The sequence below is a fragment of the Halomonas sp. NYA30 genome, assembly GCF_976980765.1.
On the sequence record NZ_OZ334477.1, the window covers coordinates 3,545,951 to 3,566,207 of the forward strand.

The 20,257-nt window shown below is 55.5% G+C and carries 23 protein-coding genes; 8 read left to right on the forward strand and 15 right to left on the reverse strand.

From position 1 onward, the window contains the following. Positions 1-260 precede the first annotated feature (260 nt). The 3 genes from ACWI0H_RS16420 to ACWI0H_RS16430 all read right to left on the reverse strand — a co-directional run bounded on the left by ACWI0H_RS16420 (position 261) and on the right by ACWI0H_RS16430 (position 3,106). Positions 261-1,565: a TRAP transporter large permease gene (locus ACWI0H_RS16420; RefSeq protein WP_485873990.1), complete on the reverse strand. Its 1,305-nt coding sequence runs from the start codon at positions 1,563-1,565 to the stop codon at positions 261-263. Continuing rightward, a complete protein-coding gene (locus ACWI0H_RS16425) occupies positions 1,555-2,034 on the reverse strand; it encodes a TRAP transporter small permease (protein ID WP_485873991.1) in 480 nt (159 codons plus the stop codon). The genes ACWI0H_RS16420 and ACWI0H_RS16425 overlap by 11 nt, the downstream gene beginning before the upstream one ends. Before the next feature lie 61 nt (positions 2,035-2,095). Continuing rightward, entirely contained in the window at positions 2,096-3,106 is a 1,011-nt protein-coding gene (locus ACWI0H_RS16430) for a DctP family TRAP transporter solute-binding subunit (RefSeq protein ID WP_176302390.1), read from the reverse strand. A gap of 279 nt (positions 3,107-3,385) precedes the next feature. Between ACWI0H_RS16430 and ACWI0H_RS16435 the strand changes: the two genes are divergently transcribed. Both ACWI0H_RS16435 and ACWI0H_RS16440 read left to right on the forward strand, forming a co-directional pair. Then, positions 3,386-4,120: a ParA family protein gene (locus tag ACWI0H_RS16435; protein WP_485873992.1), complete on the forward strand. Its 735-nt coding sequence runs from the start codon at positions 3,386-3,388 to the stop codon at positions 4,118-4,120. Positions 4,121-4,165: 45 nt separating this feature from the next. Then, entirely contained in the window at positions 4,166-5,026 is an 861-nt protein-coding gene (locus ACWI0H_RS16440; RefSeq protein ID WP_485873993.1) for a DMT family transporter, read from the forward strand. Here the strand turns inward: ACWI0H_RS16440 and ACWI0H_RS16445 are convergent. The 8 genes from ACWI0H_RS16445 to puuE all read right to left on the reverse strand — a co-directional run bounded on the left by ACWI0H_RS16445 (position 5,023) and on the right by puuE (position 12,025). Further along, positions 5,023-5,553 carry a DUF192 domain-containing protein gene (locus ACWI0H_RS16445; RefSeq protein ID WP_485873994.1) on the reverse strand — a complete coding sequence of 177 codons (531 nt, stop codon included), beginning with the start codon at positions 5,551-5,553 and terminating at the stop codon, positions 5,023-5,025. The genes ACWI0H_RS16440 and ACWI0H_RS16445 overlap by 4 nt on opposite strands. A gap of 2 nt (positions 5,554-5,555) precedes the next feature. Next, the gene (locus ACWI0H_RS16450; RefSeq protein ID WP_101147497.1) at positions 5,556-6,734 is read right to left on the reverse strand and encodes an ABC transporter ATP-binding protein; all 1,179 of its coding nucleotides are present in this window, start codon (positions 6,732-6,734) and stop codon (positions 5,556-5,558) included. Beyond that, positions 6,697-7,365, reverse strand: coding sequence for a molybdate ABC transporter permease subunit (modB, locus tag ACWI0H_RS16455; RefSeq protein WP_008956011.1), 669 nt, complete (start codon positions 7,363-7,365; stop codon positions 6,697-6,699). The genes ACWI0H_RS16450 and modB overlap by 38 nt, the downstream gene beginning before the upstream one ends. A gap of 13 nt (positions 7,366-7,378) precedes the next feature. Beyond that, entirely contained in the window at positions 7,379-8,176 is a 798-nt protein-coding gene (modA, locus tag ACWI0H_RS16460) for a molybdate ABC transporter substrate-binding protein (RefSeq protein ID WP_485873995.1), read from the reverse strand. Then, positions 8,154-9,638, reverse strand: a complete 1,485-nt coding sequence (pyk, locus tag ACWI0H_RS16465) for a pyruvate kinase (protein WP_485873996.1) — start codon at positions 9,636-9,638, stop codon at positions 8,154-8,156. Before pyk ends, modA begins: the two co-directional genes overlap by 23 nt. Before the next feature lie 105 nt (positions 9,639-9,743). Continuing rightward, positions 9,744-10,232: an ureidoglycolate lyase gene (locus ACWI0H_RS16470; protein ID WP_485873997.1), complete on the reverse strand. Its 489-nt coding sequence runs from the start codon at positions 10,230-10,232 to the stop codon at positions 9,744-9,746. Between the two features lie 9 nt (positions 10,233-10,241). Continuing rightward, a complete protein-coding gene (locus ACWI0H_RS16475; RefSeq protein ID WP_485873998.1) occupies positions 10,242-11,075 on the reverse strand; it encodes a bifunctional allantoicase/(S)-ureidoglycine aminohydrolase in 834 nt (277 codons plus the stop codon). An 11-nt stretch (positions 11,076-11,086) separates the two neighbouring features. Then, entirely contained in the window at positions 11,087-12,025 is a 939-nt protein-coding gene (puuE, locus tag ACWI0H_RS16480) for an allantoinase PuuE (RefSeq protein ID WP_485873999.1), read from the reverse strand. A 319-nt stretch (positions 12,026-12,344) separates the two neighbouring features. Between puuE and ACWI0H_RS16485 the strand changes: the two genes are divergently transcribed. From ACWI0H_RS16485 to ACWI0H_RS16505, 5 genes are all read left to right on the forward strand, one after another. Beyond that, positions 12,345-13,100, forward strand: coding sequence for an aspartate/glutamate racemase family protein (locus tag ACWI0H_RS16485; RefSeq protein ID WP_485874000.1), 756 nt, complete (start codon positions 12,345-12,347; stop codon positions 13,098-13,100). 158 nt (positions 13,101-13,258) lie between these two features. Next, positions 13,259-14,617 (forward strand): NCS1 family transporter, encoded by a 1,359-nt coding sequence (locus ACWI0H_RS16490; protein WP_485874001.1) that lies wholly within the window; start codon positions 13,259-13,261, stop codon positions 14,615-14,617. Between the two features lie 29 nt (positions 14,618-14,646). After that, on the forward strand, positions 14,647-16,125 hold the full coding sequence (locus ACWI0H_RS16495) for an NCS1 family nucleobase:cation symporter-1 (protein WP_485874002.1): 1,479 nt from the start codon (positions 14,647-14,649) through the stop codon (positions 16,123-16,125). A gap of 159 nt (positions 16,126-16,284) precedes the next feature. Beyond that, on the forward strand, positions 16,285-16,632 hold the full coding sequence (locus ACWI0H_RS16500; protein ID WP_485874003.1) for a transcriptional regulator: 348 nt from the start codon (positions 16,285-16,287) through the stop codon (positions 16,630-16,632). Next, the gene (locus ACWI0H_RS16505) at positions 16,625-16,909 is read left to right on the forward strand and encodes a helix-turn-helix domain-containing protein (protein ID WP_176302375.1); all 285 of its coding nucleotides are present in this window, start codon (positions 16,625-16,627) and stop codon (positions 16,907-16,909) included. Before ACWI0H_RS16500 ends, ACWI0H_RS16505 begins: the two co-directional genes overlap by 8 nt. Before the next feature lie 45 nt (positions 16,910-16,954). On the opposite strand, the gene ACWI0H_RS16510 is transcribed toward ACWI0H_RS16505, so the two are convergent. Genes ACWI0H_RS16510 through uraH form a run of 4 tightly spaced genes read right to left on the reverse strand, consistent with a single transcriptional unit; the run spans position 16,955 to position 19,487 of the window. After that, positions 16,955-17,131 carry a CopG family antitoxin gene (locus ACWI0H_RS16510; protein WP_217908766.1) on the reverse strand — a complete coding sequence of 59 codons (177 nt, stop codon included), beginning with the start codon at positions 17,129-17,131 and terminating at the stop codon, positions 16,955-16,957. Next, positions 17,121-17,855, reverse strand: coding sequence for a GntR family transcriptional regulator (locus ACWI0H_RS16515; protein WP_485874004.1), 735 nt, complete (start codon positions 17,853-17,855; stop codon positions 17,121-17,123). The genes ACWI0H_RS16510 and ACWI0H_RS16515 overlap by 11 nt, the downstream gene beginning before the upstream one ends. A gap of 15 nt (positions 17,856-17,870) precedes the next feature. Then, positions 17,871-19,073, reverse strand: coding sequence for a urate hydroxylase PuuD (locus ACWI0H_RS16520; protein ID WP_485874005.1), 1,203 nt, complete (start codon positions 19,071-19,073; stop codon positions 17,871-17,873). A 60-nt stretch (positions 19,074-19,133) separates the two neighbouring features. After that, positions 19,134-19,487 (reverse strand): hydroxyisourate hydrolase, encoded by a 354-nt coding sequence (gene uraH / locus ACWI0H_RS16525; protein WP_008955996.1) that lies wholly within the window; start codon positions 19,485-19,487, stop codon positions 19,134-19,136. A 146-nt stretch (positions 19,488-19,633) separates the two neighbouring features. Between uraH and uraD the strand changes: the two genes are divergently transcribed. Beyond that, positions 19,634-20,170: a 2-oxo-4-hydroxy-4-carboxy-5-ureidoimidazoline decarboxylase gene (uraD, locus tag ACWI0H_RS16530; protein WP_485874006.1), complete on the forward strand. Its 537-nt coding sequence runs from the start codon at positions 19,634-19,636 to the stop codon at positions 20,168-20,170. The last annotated feature ends 87 nt before the right edge of the window (positions 20,171-20,257 follow it).

Here is a 20,257-nt window from a genome sequence, read left to right on the forward strand (position 1 = left end):
ATCTGTTACAAGCACCCGTTGGCTGCCTGCTAATACTACTTTAGCGAAAAACTAAGCCTTTAGCGAAAAAAGCGTGCTTAACGACATGCCGCAGTACCTATCGCTATTTAAAACGCATTTCAGCTTGGTAGATAGTAGTTTAGTGGTTGGTAACGTTTAGTAAGCGTTAATCCCTATACCGTTTTGGCATAGGGGATAAGGATATGCGCTGCTTGTTAGACATGAGCAATGCCTTATGATCACTAATTTCTGAGCCCGCATCAAACGTTATAGCCCAACACGGTAGGCAGCCATAGCGCGATAGCGGGGAAAATAGCCACCAGCGCTAGCGCACACCCCATTGCCACCACAAACAACAGCGCCCAGCCGAGCGTATGCTCCAAACGAATTTTGGCCACCTCGGTCGTCACCATCAAATTCACCGCCACCGGCGGGGTAAACTGGCCAATAGCAATGTTCATTGCCAATAGAATACCGAACCACACCGGGTTCCATTCAAAGTGCTGCATCACGGGGATCAAGATCGGCATCATAATCAGATAAATCGAGATCGCATCCAGCAGCATCCCGGCGACCAGCACCGCCAACATCACCAGAATAAGCAACAGCACGCCGTTATCGGTCAGGCTAATGATCCACTCCGCCAAGTGGCGGAAGGTGCCCAGCATGGTGCCCGCCCAGGCAAAAATTCCGGCCAGCGCGATAATCAGCATCACCACCCCTGAGATAATCGCCGCCTCGCCTAACAGCTCCCACAAATCGCGTAGCGACAGTTCACGAGTAAGAAAAAGCCCGACAATCGCGCCATAGGCCACCGCCACCACGGCGGCTTCAGTGGGTGTAAACAAGCCTGAACGCAAGCCGCCTAAAATCAGCACAGGAGCAAACAGCGCCGGTATCGCCTGTTTAAAAGTGGTGCGCACACTGAGCTGTTCAGCGCCCTCTACCGGCGTGCCGCCCTCCCAACCATAGCGTTTGGAAACGATCATGGCAGGCACCAGCAGTGCTATCCCCGCCAACATGCCAGGAAACAGCCCCGCCGCAAACAGCGCCCGCAAATCAACACCGGGCACCACAATCGAGTAAAGAATCAGTGCCACTGAAGGAGGTATAAGAATCGCCGTCGAGGCTGAGGCCGCAATCAGCGTGGCCGAAAACGGCTTGGGGTAGCCCGCTTTGGTCATGCTGGGCAGCATCACCATCGCCACGGCCGCCGCATCGGCAGGGCCAGAGCCGCTCATGCCGCCCATAATCATACACACCAACACCGCGACCAGCGCCAAGCCGCCGTGGCGAGGGCCAATCAGCGCCTGGGCAAAACGCACCAAGCGAAGCGCCACACCGGAACGCTCAAAGATAAGCCCGGTTAAAATGAATAACGGAATCGCAATCAAGGGGTACTTGGCGATGCTGTTATAGGTATTAGTGCCCAGGGTCGCCAGCATATCCGGAGACAAGCCAAGCACGATACCGACAGCCCCGGAAAGCGCTAATGAAAACGCCACCGGCACACCCGCAATCAGCAAGCCTGCAAAGGCCAGAATCATCCAAACATCAGGGCTCATCGGTGAGCCTCCCCGTCAAACGGTCAGCGGTTTGCTGGAACAAGCGCCATAACATGGCCGCGGAAAGCACTGGCAACCAGACTAAATACCACCACTGAGGCAACCCCAGCCCCGGCGAAAGCGACTCCCACTGGTACTCCTGCCAAGCCAACTTGCCGCCATACCAAGTGATCAAACCCAGCACAATGGCACCGCACAGCGCTTGCAAAAGGATCAGAGCCCGACGGTATTTGGGTGGCAGTGCCCGTTCCAGAAAGCCAATACGGATATGGCGGTTGCGCCGCAGCGCCACCGAGGCCCCGGCAAACGTCAGCACTACCAACAAAAACACCGAAAACTCCTCCGTAAATGAAAAAGAGCCACCGGTCAGATAGCGGGTAATGACATTACCCAGGCTGATCAATGAGATAATGATTAACGCCAGCGCGCCCAGCCAGCGCTCGGGGCGTGCATCAGGAAAGCCTTTCATGGCAGCCTCACAGCAAAAAACTCCCAGCCTTGAGGGCCGGGAGTTAGAACATCATAGGTAATTAACGTGCGTCGATAGCCGTTTGTGCGGCGTTGACCACCTCTTCACCAATGCGCGGCGCCCATTTCTCATAAACGGACTGTGTCGCATCGACAAACGCTTGGTACTGCTCATCAGAAAGCTCGGTCACCGTCACACCGCGCTCTTGAATCGCCGCTAAGCGTTCACTCTCCTCTTCACGGGTCATGGCGATTTCCCATTCACCAGCTTCCTTGGCGGTTTCACGCAGCATGGTTTGCTGCTCTTCATCCAGCGACTGCCAAACCTGCTGGTTAACGGCGAAAATCAGCGGATCATTCATGTAGTTCCAGAGTGTTAAATGCTCTTGGCCCACTTGATCAATACGCGCCACGTCAAACACAGAAAGCGGGTTTTCCTGGCCGTCCACCGCGCCAGTCGTTAACGCTGGCTGAGCATCGGTCCAGCTCATTTGGGTGGGGTCGGCGCCCAGTGCAGAGAAGGTATCCTGGAACAGCGGCGAACCCACCACACGAATTTTCAGACCGTCCAGGTCATCCGGCTGACTAATCGGCCCACGCGAATTGGAAACCTGACGGAAACCGTTTTCACCCCAGGCTAACGGGATAACCCCACGTGATTCGATTGCTTCAAACACTAGCTCTCCCGCTTCACCACCGGTGACCGCATCCACGGCGGCTTCATCGGGAATGAAGAACGGTAAGGAGAATAGATTGAGTTCCGGCACCTGGGGCGACCAGTTGATCGTCGAGCCCACCGCAGCGTCGATTAGCCCAGAACGCATAGCGGAAAATTCGCGGGTTTGGTCGCCGGAAACAAGCTGAGAGTTGGGGTAAACGCGCAGCGTGAGTTCACCACCGCTGCGTTCTTCCACCAATTCGGCCCACTTCTCCGCCGCCTGCCCCCAAGGGAAAGCGTCGGACAAAACAGTGGACACCGAGAGTTCACGAGCTTGTGCAGACAGGGAAGCGGAAAGCAGAGCCGCACCTGCCAAGCCGGCAGTGAAACGAGCCATTGAGCGTTTCAGCGTCATAGTAGATCCTTTTTTATCGATTTTTATGGTGACTTTATAAGGAGGTCTATCACTGTATCGCCTAAATAACGGTGCGCATTGCGTGCATGTTGGCGATAAGCACTCCATTGTAGGTATTCTTGAGGGGAAGGAAAGCCATTCTATCGGCTATTAACGACCGACTTTCGGCGTGTATCACAGCGGTGTGACGCTACTACCACCGCCGCCGTCATAGAAACGTCACGTATCCGTGTGGGCCAATCGGTTAGACTAAAACAGTTACCAATCAAGGAGTTTCCCATGCAGATGCTGGCGCTTTACAGTATCAAGGGCGGCGTGGGTAAGACCGCCTCCGCCGTCAATCTCGCCGCTGAAGCGGCACGCGACGGCAAGCGAGTGTTGCTGTGGGATATCGACCCCCAGGCAGCCACCACCTTCTACCTGCGCAGCAAACCCAAAGTGCGCGGTGGTGTCGACAAACTGGTCAAGGGCAAGGCCGACCTTGATCGGGCGATCCGCGAGACCGACATTGAGGGGCTCGACCTGCTGCCTGCGGCACTGGGCTCCCGCGACCTGGAAGCGTCGATGGAAACCCGCAAACCTAGTCGACTGCGCAAGATCCTCAAACCAGTAATGACCAGTTACGACCTGGTGATACTCGACTGCCCGCCGAGCTTGTCGGCACTCGCCGACCAGATATTCTCCAGCGTCGATGCCCTACTGGTGCCGGTGGTGCCGACGACCCTGTCTTTGCGCACCCTCGAGCAACTGGACGGTCATCTTGACGCGGTCGAGCAGGCTTGCCCAATCTGGCCGTTCGTAACCCTCGCCGACCGCCGCAAAACCCTCCACCGCGAGGTGATGGAGAGTCTCAGCGAGCGCTGGCCGAGGCGCTTGTCCACGACCGTGCCAAACGCTAGTGCGGTCGAGCGCATGGGTGTCGAACGCGCGCCGGTCGGGCATTTCGCCCGCAGCAGTCCAGGCGGTCGCGCCTACGCTGCACTGTGGCGAGAGATCGCGCAGCGTATGCAATGACGCTCGTTTTCATCTAGCAAAAAACATCAATGAACGGACATCAATGTGCCCCTACGCGACCTGCTGCTTGGCCTATTTGTTATCGTCATTTGGGCGCTGAATATCATTGTGATCAAGGTCGGTGTGGTGGAGTTGCCGCCGCTGTTGATGACCACGCTGCGCTTTATGCTGGTCGCGGTGCTGCTGGTGCCCTTCTACCCGGTAGCGCGGGCACAGCTGCCGTTTTTGCTGCTGTTATCCATCACCTTCGGCAGTCTCCACTTTGCCCTGCTATTTATTGGCTTGGGGCAGGCCGAAGCAGGCACTGGGGCGCTGTTGGTACAAATGGGTACGCCTTTTGCGACGCTGCTAGCCGTGGTATTTCTTAAAGAGAAGCTGGGACCCAAACGTATCGCGGGGCTGCTACTCTCGTTTGCCGGAGTGATCGTGCTCGCCGGAGGGCCCACACTGCCTTCGCCTCTGCCGCTCAGTATTTTATTGATGAGCGCTCTCGGTTGGGCGGTATCGCAGCTATTGATTAAACGCGGCCCGCCAATTGCTCCGCTCGCATTGGCTGGCTGGGTAGCACTGTTTGCGGTACCCCAGGTAGCGCTGGGTTCGTGGCTGTTTGAGAGTGGCCAGTGGCAGGCGATGCGGCAGGCAAGCTGGGTAGGCTGGGGGGCGATGGTATACACCGCGGTCATGTCATCTATTGTGGCTTACGGCATTTGGTACGCCCTATTGCGTCGCCATCCGGTTAATCGCGTGGTACCCATGACGCTGCTCGTACCGGTATTGGCGGTCGGCCTAGGCGTGCTGTTGATGGGCGACAGCCTAGGCGTGCATAAACTGGTGGGCGGCGGCTTAGTGGTTGCGGGTATCGCTCTGATTGTGCTGAAGTTCCGCCGCAACCCTCACCCCGCTTAATTCGCAGGTTGGCAGAAGCCGGTGTCTTCAGGGATGGACACACAGTCGCCTACTTTGATGCCGCGCTCGGCAAAGTACCCACCATTAACCTCTAGCGCTGAATGATACGCCGTACCAGGAGGGTAAGAGGGGCAGTCGCTCGGTGAAGTGGACTCACAGGGCGGCATGGTATTAATCGCCACGATACGGCCATTTGCATCGATAAAGGCAATATCAAGGGGAATCAATGTCTTATACATCCAAAAAGCGTTATTGACCGATTGTTCATTCTCAAAACGAAATAGCATGCCCTGCGCTTCCGGCAGGCTCTCACGCCCCATCAATCCGCGCTGTCGCTGAGAGGATGTTTCTGCCACCTCAACGTCTAAGCGGTGCGGCCCGCCCTCGCTATGAATAGCCAGCGCCAGCGTCTGCATCTCTTTCGTTGCCTGCCCCCAGGCAAACGAGCTGAGTAACGACATCGGCAACAGCGCCGCCAGCGGTAACAGTAACGATGCTTTAAGCAGCGTGCGACGCGTGTGATCCATGCTTACTTCCTTTTGTCATGCGCATCTGCGCGAACTCGGTGGCCTGGCAACAGGTGTATTCCTGCCGCCAGCAGTGAAACATTCACCACTGCCCCGCGGGTTAACTGATTGCGACGTGCAGCATGGGTGGCAATGTCGAAACGTAACATATCACCGTGGTCAACGCTTAAGGAAACTGACGTAATGCCACCCAACACCACTACCTCACTGACCGTGGCAGCCAGCGGGTTTTCCCGCTCGCCTTGCGAAGGCCGATCACGACGGTGAAGCACAATATCGGAAGGCGGCAAATACCAGGCCACGGTCTCTCCCAGTGGCAGGTTGGTAAGTCCTTCAGCGACTTCCAGGTAAGTTTTCCCCCACTGCAGGCGACGCTGGCCTTCTAACTCTACGACGGTGCCTTCAAAGAGATTATGGCGGTCCAGCAAGCGTGCTACTAGCGGCGTGGCTGGGCGACTGAACAGCACCTCGGGCGAACCCTGCTGAAGGCTTACGCCGTTATGCAACACGCAGATTTGATCCGCCAGTGCCGTGGCTTCTTCCAGGTCATGCGTTACCAGCACGATGGGAATCTCGATTTGCTGGCGGAGCAGTGCCAGTTCGCGCTGCAAACGCCGACGGGTCACTTGATCCACCGCTGAAAACGGTTCATCGAGCAACAGCACTTTCGGATCGCGGGCCAAGGCGCGGGCTAGCGCGACACGCTGGCGTTGCCCACCGGAAAGCGCGTTGGGGTAGCGCTTGCCCAGCCCGTCTAAACGCACCTTGGCCAGCCACTGTTCCGCTTGTTCTCGGCGCTGAGGTTGAGGCAGATGACGCAGCGGCAGTTGAATATTTTCTAACGCGGTTAAGTGGGGAAACAGCGCATAGTCCTGAAACACCATGCCGACTTGCCGACGCTGGGGCGGAAGTGAATGCTTACGTTCAGCATCAAACCAAACGTCGCCAGCGCATTCCACACGCCCATTTTGAGGGCGATAAAGCCCGGCAATAGTCCGCAGCAGAGTGGTTTTCCCGCTGCCCGACGGCCCTACCAGCGCCAGCAGTTCGCCGGGTTGGCAGATAAACTCGGCGGCCAGCGGAATCGGCCCCGTTTGGTGGACCGCCACGCCTAGTCCTTCGATCGGCCCGGTGATGCGCGAATTAGCCACGTACCCACCGCCTGCGCCCGGCCAGTCCATAGACAAGCCCCAAGGTAATAAACGACACCAACAGCAACAGCGCCGACATCTGTGCCGCGCCCTGTTCGTCAAAGGCTTGAACGCGATCATAGATGGCAATGGCAAGGGTGCGGGTTTCGCCATCAATAGCGCCCCCCACCATCAAGATGACGCCGAATTCGCCCAGCGTATGGGCAAACGTTAGCGCTGCCGCGGACATAATGCCTGGCCATACCAAGGGCAGTTCGATACGCAGCAGCGTTTGCCAGGGGCTCAAGCCGCTGCACCAGGCCGCTTCTCGTAGGTTGTGGGGCACATGTTCAAAGGCGCGCTGAATGGGCTGCACGGCAAACGGCAGATTGGCGATCAGTGAGGCCAGTAATATGCCTGTGAAGGTAAAATTCAGCCCGCTGCCGGTCATTTCTGCCCAAAACGAACCCACCGGCGCATCGCGGCCAAAGCTCAACAGCAGATAAAAGCCCAGTACGGTAGGCGGCAGTACCAGCGGGAGGGCAATCAGCGCTTCGCATAGACCTTTGCCCCGGAAACGCGCGTAGGCCAGGGCGCGGCCTAGCCAAATAGCGATGGGGATAAGTAGTAAGCAGGTAAAGCCTGCAAGGCGTAGCGAGACTGAGAGTGCCGACCAATCCATTAAGAGCCATCCATTATTCAACGCTAAAACCGTAGCGGCGCAAGATGGATTGCCCTTCGTCTTGCTGTAACCAGTGATAAAAATTACTGGCCACTTCTCCCGCCTGATTAGTCAACACCATGCGTTGTCGAAGCGAGCTATGCCAGCCCTCAGGGATGAGTGCGTACTCACTTCGCTCACTAAGCGCAGGCGCTAAGGCCAAGGAATAAGCCACCAGACCACCGCGCGCATCGTCGGAAAGCGCAAACTGCGCCGCTTGTGAGACATTTTCTCCCAGCACTCGCAGCGGCTCAGTTGGCTCCCAAAGCCCGGCGTGCTCAAGAACCTGCTGCGCCGCCACGCCATAGGGCGCGTGTTCGGGATTCGCCAGGGCGATGCGTTCAGTAGTGCCGCTCACTTGCGCTTCAAGCGCGGCCTCTACCCCAGCCAGTGGCGCATCGGCACTGGGCAAATCACCGCGCCCTGCGCGCTGCAGCCACACTAACCGACCAATGGCGTAAATAACGCCCTCGTCTTTGGTGTGACCCTCTTTATAAAGCGCCTGAACGTAACGCTCATCAGCAGAAAGGTACAGCTCGAAAGGTGCGCCCTGGGCGATTTGGCGACGGAAGTTGCCCGACGAACCAAAGTTTAGCCGCAGGGCGTGGCCTGTTTCTTGTTGAAACTGCTCCGCGGCCTCCGTCAGCGCAAACTGGAGATCAGAGGCCGCCGCCACAATAGGAGGTCCCCCCGCTGCTGCGGGGGAACCTGTTAATAGCAAGCAGACCAGCAGCAGCCCGCGAGCTACATTAGCTGTTGCTAGGCTCAGCATGCTGATCGGTAATCTCCATCACCTTCATGGTATTGGTACCGCCATGAGCGTTCATATGGTCGCCGCGGGTAAGGATCACGTGATCCCCTGCTTTGGAGATACCAGTCTTCACCAACAGTTCCAGCGCACGGTCGTTTAGCTCGGTGGGTGTCATATCAGAGGTATCGAACGGCAGCGAAACGACCCCACGGTAGAGTGCCATGCGGCGCTGAGCGATGGGGTTATGCGCCAAGCCAACAATCGGTAGGCCAGAACGAATGCGCGACGCGATCAATGGCGTATAGCCCGACGATGTCATGCAGGCAATGGCAGTGACGCCGGTCATATGGTTGGCCGCGTACATAGCGGAAAGTGCGATGGTTTCGTCTGGGCGGGTAAAGCCTTCATGAATACGGTGACCAGACTCCTGGGCAGATTTTTCACGCTCAGCGCCCAGGCAAACACGCGACATTGCTTCTACCGTTTCCAAGGGATAGTCACCCGCGGCGGTTTCCGCTGAGAGCATGACCGCATCGCTGCCATCCAATACCGCGTTGGCCACATCAAAGACTTCAGCACGCGTAGGTAGCGGCGCCGAAATCATGCTTTCCATCATCTGCGTTGCGGTAATCACAGCACGGTTAAGAGAACGCGCCCGCTTGATCATACGTTTCTGAACGCCCACCAACTTGGCATCGCCAATTTCTACGCCTAAATCACCGCGTGCCACCATGACCGCTTCGGAAGCTTCGATAATGCCGTCCAGGGTGGCGTCATCAGCGACCGCTTCAGCGCGCTCGACCTTGGCGACCAGGCCAATGTCCTTACCCGCTTCGCCCAGTAAACGGCGTGCTTCCAGCATATCTTCGGCATGACGAGGGAAGGAAATGGCTAGATAGTCGACGCCAATATCAACAGCGGTTTTGAGGTCTTCTTTGTCTTTCTCGGTCAACGCCGGGGCGGAGAGGCCGCCGCCCTGCTTGTTGATGCCTTTATGGTTGGAGAGCTTGCCACCCACAACCACGGTGGTATGTACCTGTTGCCCTTCAACGCGAGCCACATCCAGCACCAAACGTCCGTCATCTAGCAGCAGACGATCACCAGCAGCCACATCTTGTGACAAGGTTTTGTAGTCACAACCCACTTGGTGGATATCACCGGCATCGCCGTCGAGTTCCATATCGAGAATAAACGGCTGGCCTTCTTTAAGCACTACGGAGCCATCTCTAAACCGCGCAATGCGGATCTTGGGACCTTGGAGGTCGCCTAGAGCCGCTACGCTGCGGCCCAGTTTGGCGGCAATTTCACGCACCTCGGTTAACCGGCGGCGGTGATCATCGGCGGTACCGTGAGAGAAATTAAGACGCACCACATCAACACCCGCCTTGAGCATGGCCTCCAATACGCCTTCACGGTCGCTGGCAGGTCCAAGGGTGGCGACAATTTTGGTACGACGGATCGTAGAGAAGTGCAGTGCGTTCATAATATTCCAACCATGCTAATGAGCGTGTAGTGACTTTGTTTAATAACACTAGCTTATCAGTTTAACGCGTTCTATATGACAGCCCTGCAACACGAAATGTACGTATTATTCCAACATAACGGTAATTGCCAGGGGAAACTCATCGCAGTTATTGCCATCGCCGCCCCGATCCACCACCAAGAACTCGCCCTCACGTTCTAGCACTGACTGAATGGCGTGCCAAGTGCCTGCGCGGTAATTCACGCCTTGGCGGCCATCGGTCACAAAAGCACGCACTTCGTCAGGATTGATGTGTTCACCGGGCGGCGCTACTACAACGATAAAACGTTCCTGATGCAGCGGCATAAACGCTTGGCTGCCCTGGGGATGGCGCTCTAGAAACGTGAGCTCGAGCGGCAGTGTGACCGGCTGGCTAACAAAGATGTTGATCAGCGTGTGGGCGTTTTCGCCCAGGGTTTCGACCTTCGCCAGATCATGGTGGCGCTGAGTGCGCCCGGCGTTAATGGGAAACGACGCTGACGTACGTGCATCCATCACATCGCCAAAAGGGGCGAAGGCCTCGGCCGTTAGCGGTTCGGCTTTTAATGTCAACATGACAGCTCCTTAGCGTGACGACAGTTTGAGAGAAGCGTGGCGGTTAACATCTTTATACAACAAATAACGGAACGGCCCTGGACCAGCGGCGTAGCAGGCCTGGGGGCAGAAGGCGCGTAGCCACATGAAGTCCCCGGCTTCTACCTCTACCCAATTTTGATTCAAGTGATAAACGGCCTTGCCTTCCAGCACGTAAAGGCCGTGCTCCATGACATGGGTTTCATCAAAGGGGATCACGCCGCCGGGCTGGAAGGTCACGATATTGACGTGCATATCGTGGCGAACGTCCGCAGGGTCGACAAAACGTGTAGTGGCCCAGCGCCCTTCTGTGCCCGGCATTTCGATGGGAGCAATGTCCTGCTCATTGGTGACAAACGCTTGTGGCACCTCGAGCCCTTCCACAAATTCATACGCCTTGCGTACCCAGTGGAAACGCACCGGCGCGTTTGATTCGTTGCGCACCTGCCAGTTACTACCAGGAGGAATAAACGCATAGCCGCCGGGCTGCATAACGTGGCGCTCGCCTGACAAAGTAAGCGTTAACTCACCTTCCACAATAAACAGCACGCCTTCCGCCTGGGGGTCTGGCTCGGGCTTATCACTACCGCCCTGGGGCTGGACTTCCATAATGTACTGGGAGAACGTCTCGGCAAACCCCGACAGCGGCCGCGCCAGCACCCACAGCCGGGTGCCTTCCCAAAACGGCAGATTGCTGGTGACGATATCGCGCATCACGCCTTTGGGTATTAGCGCGTAGGCTTCGGTAAATACGGCACGATCAGCGGTTATCTGTGTTTGCGGCGGGTGCCCGCCAGTGGGAGCGTAGTAAGTAGATTGTTTCATTATTTTGCCTTTCAACGGATTGGCGCCGGGTGGTTCTCTGCCCAGTGACGGGCGATATCGACCCGGCGGGCCACCCAAACGCGGTCGTGGGTTTCGATATAATCCAAAAAGCGCTGCAGCGCGCGAAAACGCCCCGGGCGGCCCAACAATCGGCAGTGCATGCCCACCGAGAGCATTTTGGGCGCCTCTTCCCCTTCTGCGTAAAGCACATCAAAGGCATCGCGCAGGTAGGTAAAGAAGTGATCCGCAGTGTTAAAACCTTGCGGCGCGGCGAAGCGCATATCGTTGCTGTCCAGCGTGTAGGGCACAATCAGGTGGTTGTGGTCACTGCCCTGACTATCGGTCACCTGCGTCCAAAAAGGCAAGTCGTCGCCATAATAGTCGCTATCGTAAAGGAAACCGCCTTCGTCAAGCACCAGCCGCCGGGTATTGGGGCTATCGCGGCCGGTGTACCAGCCTTGGGGCTTCTCACCGTAAAGGCGCTGAAAAATCTCCATGGCCTGCTGTAGATGCTCCCGCTCAACGTGCTCGGGCACTTCTTGATAATGAATCCAGCGATAGCCGTGGCAGGCAATCTCATGGCCTAGCTCTTTAAAGGCCATGGCCACCTCTGGATTGCGCTCCAGCGCCATGGCCACACCAAACACCGTGAGCGGCAGATCGCGTTTCTCAAACTCGCGCAAAATGCGCCACACCCCGGCGCGGGAGCCATATTCGTAGATCGACTCCATGCTCAAATGGCGGTCTGGATAGGCCGGGGCACCGATAATTTCCGACAGAAACTGCTCCGAGCAGGTATCGCCATGCAGCACGCTATTTTCGCCGCCCTCTTCGTAATTAAGCACAAACTGGACGGCAATTTTAGCTTTATTGGGCCAGTTGGCGTGAGGCGGATTGCGTCCGTAACCGATCAAATCGCGTGGGTAATGCACCTTGGATGAGGACGACATGGTTAGCTCCTTCAGTCATATTTCTGACCAGCACTGGTTAGCTTCTATTCGATGAGCAATGCCAGTGCGGCAACTAATTATTTGTATACAAAATAGCGACATTAATAGCGTACCGCAACGCAGCTGGACGCTAATCCTCTGACACCAATAGCCTTTCTCGCTATCAAAACCGTTAAGCCATTGAATCTTGAACAATTGGTCAAACTTTTAGCCTATCACTTTCGTCATGTATTCGCGGCTAGACCCTTGCGTCTCGCTAGAAACCGCCCTATTTTTGTATACAAGAAAAGCTATATTGTTTACATGCGGATTATTTAACGTGCATATACGAATTATTAACCCTAACACCACGGCCTCGATGACCGCTGCTATTCATCAGGCAGCACAGCAACAGGCAGGCGCTGGCACCACGGTGAGCGCTTCACAGCCGGATGCTGGCCCGGTTTCTATCGAGAGCCATTTCGACGAAGTGATCAGTGCGGTAGGGGTGGCCGAAGAAGTCCTCAAGGGCGAGCGCGAAGGCGGCATCGATGCCTATATAGTGGCCTGTTTTGGCGACCCTGGCTTGCTTGCCGCACGAGAACTGACCCGCGCGCCGGTCATTGGCATCGCTGAAGCGGCTTTTCATCTTGCTACGCTGGTCAGCACGCGCTTTTCTATCGTCACGACCTTGGGCCGCACCGGCATTATCGCCGAGCACCTACTTCAACAGTACGGCTTTAGTCACCACTGCCGTCGTATACGCGCCGCTGAAATCCCCGTGTTGGATCTTGAGCATCACCCTGACGCGGCGTTTACGCGCATTGTTGAAGAGTGCTGCCGCGCGAGGGATGAAGATGGCATTGGCGCCATCGTTTTAGGCTGCGGCGGCATGGCCAACTTGACCCAACAGATTAGTCAAGAAGTGGGCCTACCGGTAGTAGAAGGAGTTACCGCCGCGCTGAAACTGGCGGAATCGCTGGTCAGTTTAGGGCTTCACACCAGTAAGCACGGCGACCTTGCCTACCCACGGCCAAAAACCTTCACCGGTAAGTTTTCTGAACTTTCCAATCTGGATTTACCGCATAAGTCATAACAGCTGAAAAACATTTAAAAACAATAAATTAAACAGAATTTTGAAAACTATATTTTAAAAACCAGTACGTCCATTAGCACGCCACGCCGCAAGCGTTGCTTGGGTACTCAACGTACTCAAGCTGCCAATAAAACCGATAATCTTGCGAGGACGACATCATGAGCGCTTCACCCTCGGCTCTTGCGTCAGAAGAACGATCCGATGCTGGATCAAAAGCACTCGGGGCGGAAAGCCTAGCCCCTCAACACACCCGTATTATGGGGCGCGGCTCCTACTTTCTGGCGTGGTTCGGCGGCTGCGTTTCAATTGGCACCTTCGCCATGGGCTCCAGCGTGGTCGGCACCTTAAACCTGTTACAAGCCACCCTGGCCATTGCCATCGGCTGCTTTGTGATCGGGATAGCCCTGGCCATTAACGGGGCCGCGGGATACAAGTACGGCATTCCGTTTATGGTGCAGGCGCGTAGCGCGTTTGGTTTTACCGGCACGCGTTTACCGGGCCTGGTGCGCGCGGTACCTGCGGTAGTGTGGTACGGCTTTCAAAGCTGGATTGGTGCCGGGGCGCTCAATATGGTGTCGGCCACCCTGTTCGGTTTCGACAATCTGATCTTCTACTTCATTACCTTCCAGTTTCTGCAAATCGGCCTGTCAGTGATGGGCTTTCAGGGCATCAAGTGGTTAGAGAATATCGGCAGTGCCTTTATCCTAGCCTCACTGGTGTATATGTTCTACGCCACGGTGCAACGCTATGGCGATGAGCTTTCCGCCAGTCTGCTAACCATGGAAGGCTCCTGGGGCATGCCGTTCTGGGGCGCGACCATGCTGTTCCTGGGCATCTACAGCACCATGATGCTCAACGTCAGCGACTACTCCCGCGAGCATAAAAAGGGCACGGCCCAGAGCCTGCTGACCACCATCTACGCCATGTCGATTCTGCCCTGTACGCTGTTTATGGGCTTGATCGGCTATATGGTCTCCCAGGCTACTGGCACCGCCGATCCTATTCAGGTGTTTGCCAATGCCGTCGACAACACCCCGCTGTTAATGACCACCCTGCTGTTCATCGCCTTTGCCCAGGTCACCACCAACGTCCTTAACAACGTGGTACCGCCGACCTATGTGTTAATGGACATCTTCAAGATCAAGTTCTCGGTCGCCACGGTGATCGTTGGCTTGCTGGCCTTCGCCACTTTCCCCTGGAAACTGGTTCAGCCGGGTTCTGCGGCAGGCCTCCAGCTGTTTGTACAAACGTACTCTGCTTTCCTGGGCCCCATCTTCGCCATTCTGGTGGTCGATTATTATGTGATTCGTCGTCGCACGCTGGATATCGACAAACTGTATGACGTTAACGGGCCTTATCAGGGTATTAACCTGGCCGCTTTCATCGCCACGGCGGTGGGTATTGTGGCGGCGCTCTCTTTCTCGGCGATCTCGTGGTACGCCAGCCTGATCCCCGCCGGTGTTACCTACTATCTGTTGATGAAGTACTGGGCTCCCTGCCAGCGCTTTAGTCAGTAACTCCATTTGCCAACCGAAGAGCTAATAAGATGAAAGAGAGTAACGACGTTAGTGACCTGGATATTAAGCACATTGATCCCACGCTCTATAACGAGGATCTCGCGCCGCTTAAACCCCAGGATCGTAACTGGGGCGCCTTTGAGATATTTAACGTTTGGTCTAACGATATCCAGAGCCTGTTTGGGTACACCCTCGCCGCCTCGCTGTTTTTAACCTACGGCCTGAATGGCTGGGCGGTGATGGCAGCGATTATCCTGGCGGGCGTAATCGTGATGTTTCTGGTCAACCTCACCGGTAAGCCCAGCGTTAAATACGGCATTCCTTTCCCCGTCATGGTTCGCGCCAGCATGGGCGTACGCGGCGCGAACCTACCCGCGATGCTGCGCGCCATCGTGGGGATCTTTTGGTACGGCGTGCAGACCTACTTCGCTTCCACCGCTGTCACCCTACTCATTACCGCCTTTGTGGGTGCAGGCAGCGGCAGCACCTTCCTGGGGCTTTCCGGCGTGGCGTGGGTGTCGTTTGTGATTGTGTGGCTGTTTCAGATAGCGATCTTCTGGCAAGGCATAGAGCGCATTAAACACTTCCTCAACTGGGCGGGCCCGTTGGTCTACGTGGTGATGTTGGTGCTGATGATCATTGTCTGGTTCCAGGCGGGAAGCGAGCTGATCCCCGCCATTGGCACCATTTTCAGCGGTGGCAGTGAAACCAGCGGAAGCTCAATCGCGGCCTTTATGGCGATTGTCGGCACCATGGTGGCGTACTTCGCAGCAGTAGTAATCAACTTCGGTGACTTCACCCGCTTTGTAAAAACCGAGCGTCAGATGAAGCTAGGCAACCTGCTGGGTTTGCCGCTCAACGTGGCGTTCTTCTCGTTTATCGCGCTGATTATTACCGCTGGCACCCTGGTGCTGTTTGGCGAAGCACTGACCAACCCCGCCGATATCGTTGAGCGTGTGGATTCACTGCCGCTGACGATTATCGCCGCGCTCACCTTCTTTGCTGCCACGGTGGGCATCAACCTGGTCGCCAACTTCATTCCTCCCGCCTACGACCTGGCCAACCTGTTTCCCAGCAAAATCAGCTTTAAGATGGGTGGCCTGATTACCGCGGTCATCGCGTTCTTTGTCGGCGCGCTATGGCTTTCGGTCATCAGCCAGATTGGCGTTCCCGGCTTTGTAAATGCGCTAGGGGCCATCGTCGCGCCCTTCTACGGCATTATCGTGGTCGACTACTACCTGATTAAGCGCCAGCACTTAAACATGCAGGAGCTCTTCTCATCAGCACCGGGCAGCGCCTACTACTACGTCAACGGCTGGAACACCCGCGCGCTTATTGCCTTTGGCGTGGCGGCGCTGTTCTCGCTTTCCACCGTGTTAGTACCCGCGCTATCCGCACTTGGCGGCTACGGCTGGCTGATTGGTGCAGGATTGGGTGGGCTGTTCTACTACGGTTTGATGCGCCAGTTTAAGGCTTCGCCTGCGTTGGCTGAGCAGAAGGTTAGCTAAGTCGGTAAAAATGTAACTGACTGATTTAAAATAAAACTTTCGCCATCGGCACACAACCGATGGCGCTTTTCTTGTTAGTAATACAGCATGCGTATGAGCAAACATTGATCCATGTCTAATAGCTTGCCCTAAGTCATCCATTGGATTACTCTATTCAATATGCTGACTACAATCACTGAGCTTCCAGAATACATTAAGCGGGCAGATGCACTACTCACTGATTTTGAGCGCAAGTCTGTCATCGACTATCTTGCCGAGCACCCGCTGGCTGGCGATGTGATGGAGGGTACAGGTGGGATTCGTAAGCTTCGTTGGAGCAGAGGTAATAAAGGAAAGAGTGGTGGTGTGCGCATCATTTACTACTACCATGACCAACGACTCCCAATGTATTTGCTAACGATGTTTGGTAAAGGTGAGCGGGCAAACTTAATAAAAGCTGATAGAAATGCGCTTGCTAAGCTGGTCAGCATTCTTATTCATACAGCATTGGAGAAAAATCATGGCTAGTGCATATGAAAGTATTGCTCAAGGCTTACAGGAAGCCATTGAGCTTAATCAAGGACGTAAAGTTGCAGCTAGGACTCATCGTCCTGAACCAGTCGATGTTGCTGGAATTCGCAAGAATTTAGGTATGACTCAAATGGAGTTTGCTTCCAAGTTTTGTATTAGTGTGGCGACGTTGAGGCACTGGGAGCGTGGAGACCGCACGCCCCACGGGCCAGCGCTGGCTTTACTGCATGTGGTTTCAAAGGAGCCTCAGGCTGTATTGAGGGCTTTGGGTTAACAAAACACATCATGCTGCCGAACGTCATTACGTGTCGCCAGCACTTCAGCTTCGACGGCTGCCCTTCACATCATCCGAAAGCCAAATCTGTATCAGCAACTGGTAGGACTTATGTCGCTTGTTTACTTCGATTTTAACCCTAGCAAGCAGGATTTCCGGCAAGCGGAGTGAGATAGTCTTGGTTGAGAGCTTCAGCTTGAGGTTGCTGCTCTCACTCCCCAAATATCTGCTGCAAATCCGGCACGTTCTCTTCTTCTTCGAACATCGATAGCGAGGCTTCGATAGCTTTTAGGTGGCGGCTCATAAAGGCTCTGGCGCGCTCGCCGTTGCCTGTTTCCAGGTAGCCGATCAGGTCATCATGGTCGTGGGATTCACAGCCTAAGTGGCCGCGATGGCCGTAGACGGCGAGTATCAGCGATGAGCGCGAGCAGAGGCGTTCGACAAACTCTGCCAGGGTGGCGTTGCCTGATAATTGTGCCAAGCGCACGTGAAAATCGGCCGATAGCCGGATGGCCACGCTCTGCTGGCCACTGCGCAGCGCTTGGCGCTCCTGGCGGGCCATTTCGCGCAGCTCCGCTGCTTCTTTTTCGCCCATGCGTCGCGCTACATCGGGCATTAATCCACACTCGATCAACTGGCGGGCATCGAATACGTCTTTGGCTTCGTCGGCGGTGGGTCGGGTGACGCTGGCGCCACGACGCGGTGTTAGCGTGACTAACTGCTCCAATGCCAAACGTTGCAGGATTTTACGAATACCGGTGCGGCTAATGCCGAACACGTCCGCCAGGGCATCCTCGCGCAGCCGGGCGCCGGGCTTTAAGCGCTGCTCAACAATCGCGTCGCTGACGGAGCGATAGATAGCATTGTGGCGCTCATCGCCCTCTTTGCTATTTTTAACTTCTTTAGCAGGAGCGCGCCGCTTTACCGGCGCCTGCGCATCACTCATAGCTAGCCTCTCTGATCATTCCTCCCAAGCGGTGATGATATCGCGCTCTTCATCGCTCATGTTGGTCATATTGCCCAACGGCATATATTGGCTGGCGACAACCTGCTGAATTTGCGCCTTTTGGCCCAGAATCTCATCCCAGCTATCGAAAGCAAACCCGGCGGGTGGCGCTGAAAAACCAGCATGATCGGGGTTGCGAGCGTGGCACTGAACACAGTGCTGCTCGATCAAGCCAGTGATTTGCGCCTGATCCGGCCCTTGCGCGCCGGCATCGCCGCTTGTGGATGAAGCGCTCGGTGCAGCTACCCAAAAGGCTAACAGAATAAGCGCGACCCCAAAGGCCGGATACGCGGTTTGGGTTTTGCCTGCATGCATCAAGACAAAGAACTGACGGATCAAGGCACCAGCAAAGATAAACAGCACCATCACCACCCAGGCAAGCTCGTGGGAGTAAATAAAGGAGTAGTGATTACTCACCATCAGCAACACGACCGGCAGCGTGAAGTAGGTGTTATGCACCGAGCGCTGCTTGCCGCGTTTGCCATCCAGCGGATTGGGGGCATCACCTGCCTTCATGGCTTTTACCATGCGGCGCTGCCCGGGGATAATCCAGAAGAAAACGTTAGCCGACATCGCCGTCGCCATCACCGCCCCCGTGAGCAGGAAGGCGGCGCGGCCGGTAAACATTTGCGTGCTTAGATAGGCAACTATCACCATCATCACGGCAACCGCAATGCTGAGCAGGCCGTCGCGATCCATGTTGGGGCTAATGCGCTTACACAGCTCGTTATAAACCACCCAGCCACCGAGTAGAAATGCCAGTGCCAGCACGTTGGCCTGCCAGCCGGTCATGTTGGCGGCCCACTCCCAGGGGCTATTGGGGTTTACCAGATAGAAGCCTGGATTGACCATGTAGAGAATCACAAACAGCGCAAAACCGGAAAGCCAGGTGGTATAGGCTTTCCAGAATGACCAGTGCAGATCGTTGGGTAGCTTGGCGGGCGCGGTGGCGTACTTTTGGTTGTGATAAAAACCACCGCCATGCACCGACCACATTTCACCAAAGACGCCCTTCTCGCGGTCCTCCTCAGCTTTCGGTGCGCGCAGGCTATTATCCAGCATGACAAAATAGATCGATTCACCGATCCAGGCGATAGCCGCAATTACATGCAGCCAGCGAAGCAGCAAATTAACAAAATCGATTAGGTACGCTTGCATAAAATAAATCTCGTTAGGTTTGCCTGAAAACTCAGCGAGAGCAGCCAGGTTTCAGACAAATCAGCTACCGCGATAAGTTGAATAGCCATAGGGCGAGAGAAGTAGCGGCACATGATAGTGCTGGCTGGCATCCGCAACGCCAAAGCGCAGCGGGATTACGTCTAAAAAGCGCGGCTCATTAGCTTCAACGCCTTGGGCACGCAGGTAATCACCGGCATGGAACACCAGCTCGTACTCCCCTGATGTGAGCGCATCACCTTCTAAAATGGGTGCATCACAACGCCCGTCACTGTTAGTAATCACTGTACTCAGGTGTTGGCGCTCACTGCCTGTAAGGCGAAACACCTCAATAGTAATCCCCTGACCGGGCTGTCCTTTGGCGGTATCCAGTACGTGGGTGGTTAAACGGCCCATAGCCACTCCTTATTTATAACGTTGTTTGCTTTGCTTAACCTATTGGTCAAAGAGTACCGTTACTGCCATTTATTGTATACAGTAATTCCATCCACGCACCTTTTGAACCACCGTCGCTTTAACATTACCCGCTTTGGAGAGTGTCAATGCCAACATCTCACCCGTTACTGCTTTCACCCGCGCCTAGCAAGTGCAGCCTTGAAATGCTTACCCACCATTATGGGGATATTTATGAACACTCCCCCTGGGTGGCCGAAGCGGCCTGGCAGCACGGCCTGACGGAAGCCCACGACACCCCAGATGCACTGGCCGAGTTGATGGGGCTTATGTTGCAGCAGGCAAGCAGCGAACAGCAAATTAAAGTGATTCAGGCGCACCCAGACTTGGCAGGTAAAGCCGCCATGGCAGGTGAGCTCACTCAAGACTCAACCAGCGAACAGGCAGGCGCCGGGCTCGACCAGTGTAGCCCTGAAGAGTTTGCGCGCTTTGAATATCTCAATACGGCGTACAAGGAGAAGTTTGGTTTTCCTTTCGTGATTGCCGTTAAAGGGCTGGATCGGCATGACATTCTTGCTGCCTTTGAAGAGCGCCTGGACAACGATGCAGCCACCGAAAGACAAACGGCCATTGAGCAAATCATTCGCATTGCGGGGTTTCGTTTAAGGGCGCGGGCCGAACAATAAACCAAAGCGTTGACGCCTATTCGCCGAAGGGGCTATTGCATTTATTTCTTGTATACACTTTTATTAGTAACTGGATGCAATAAATAA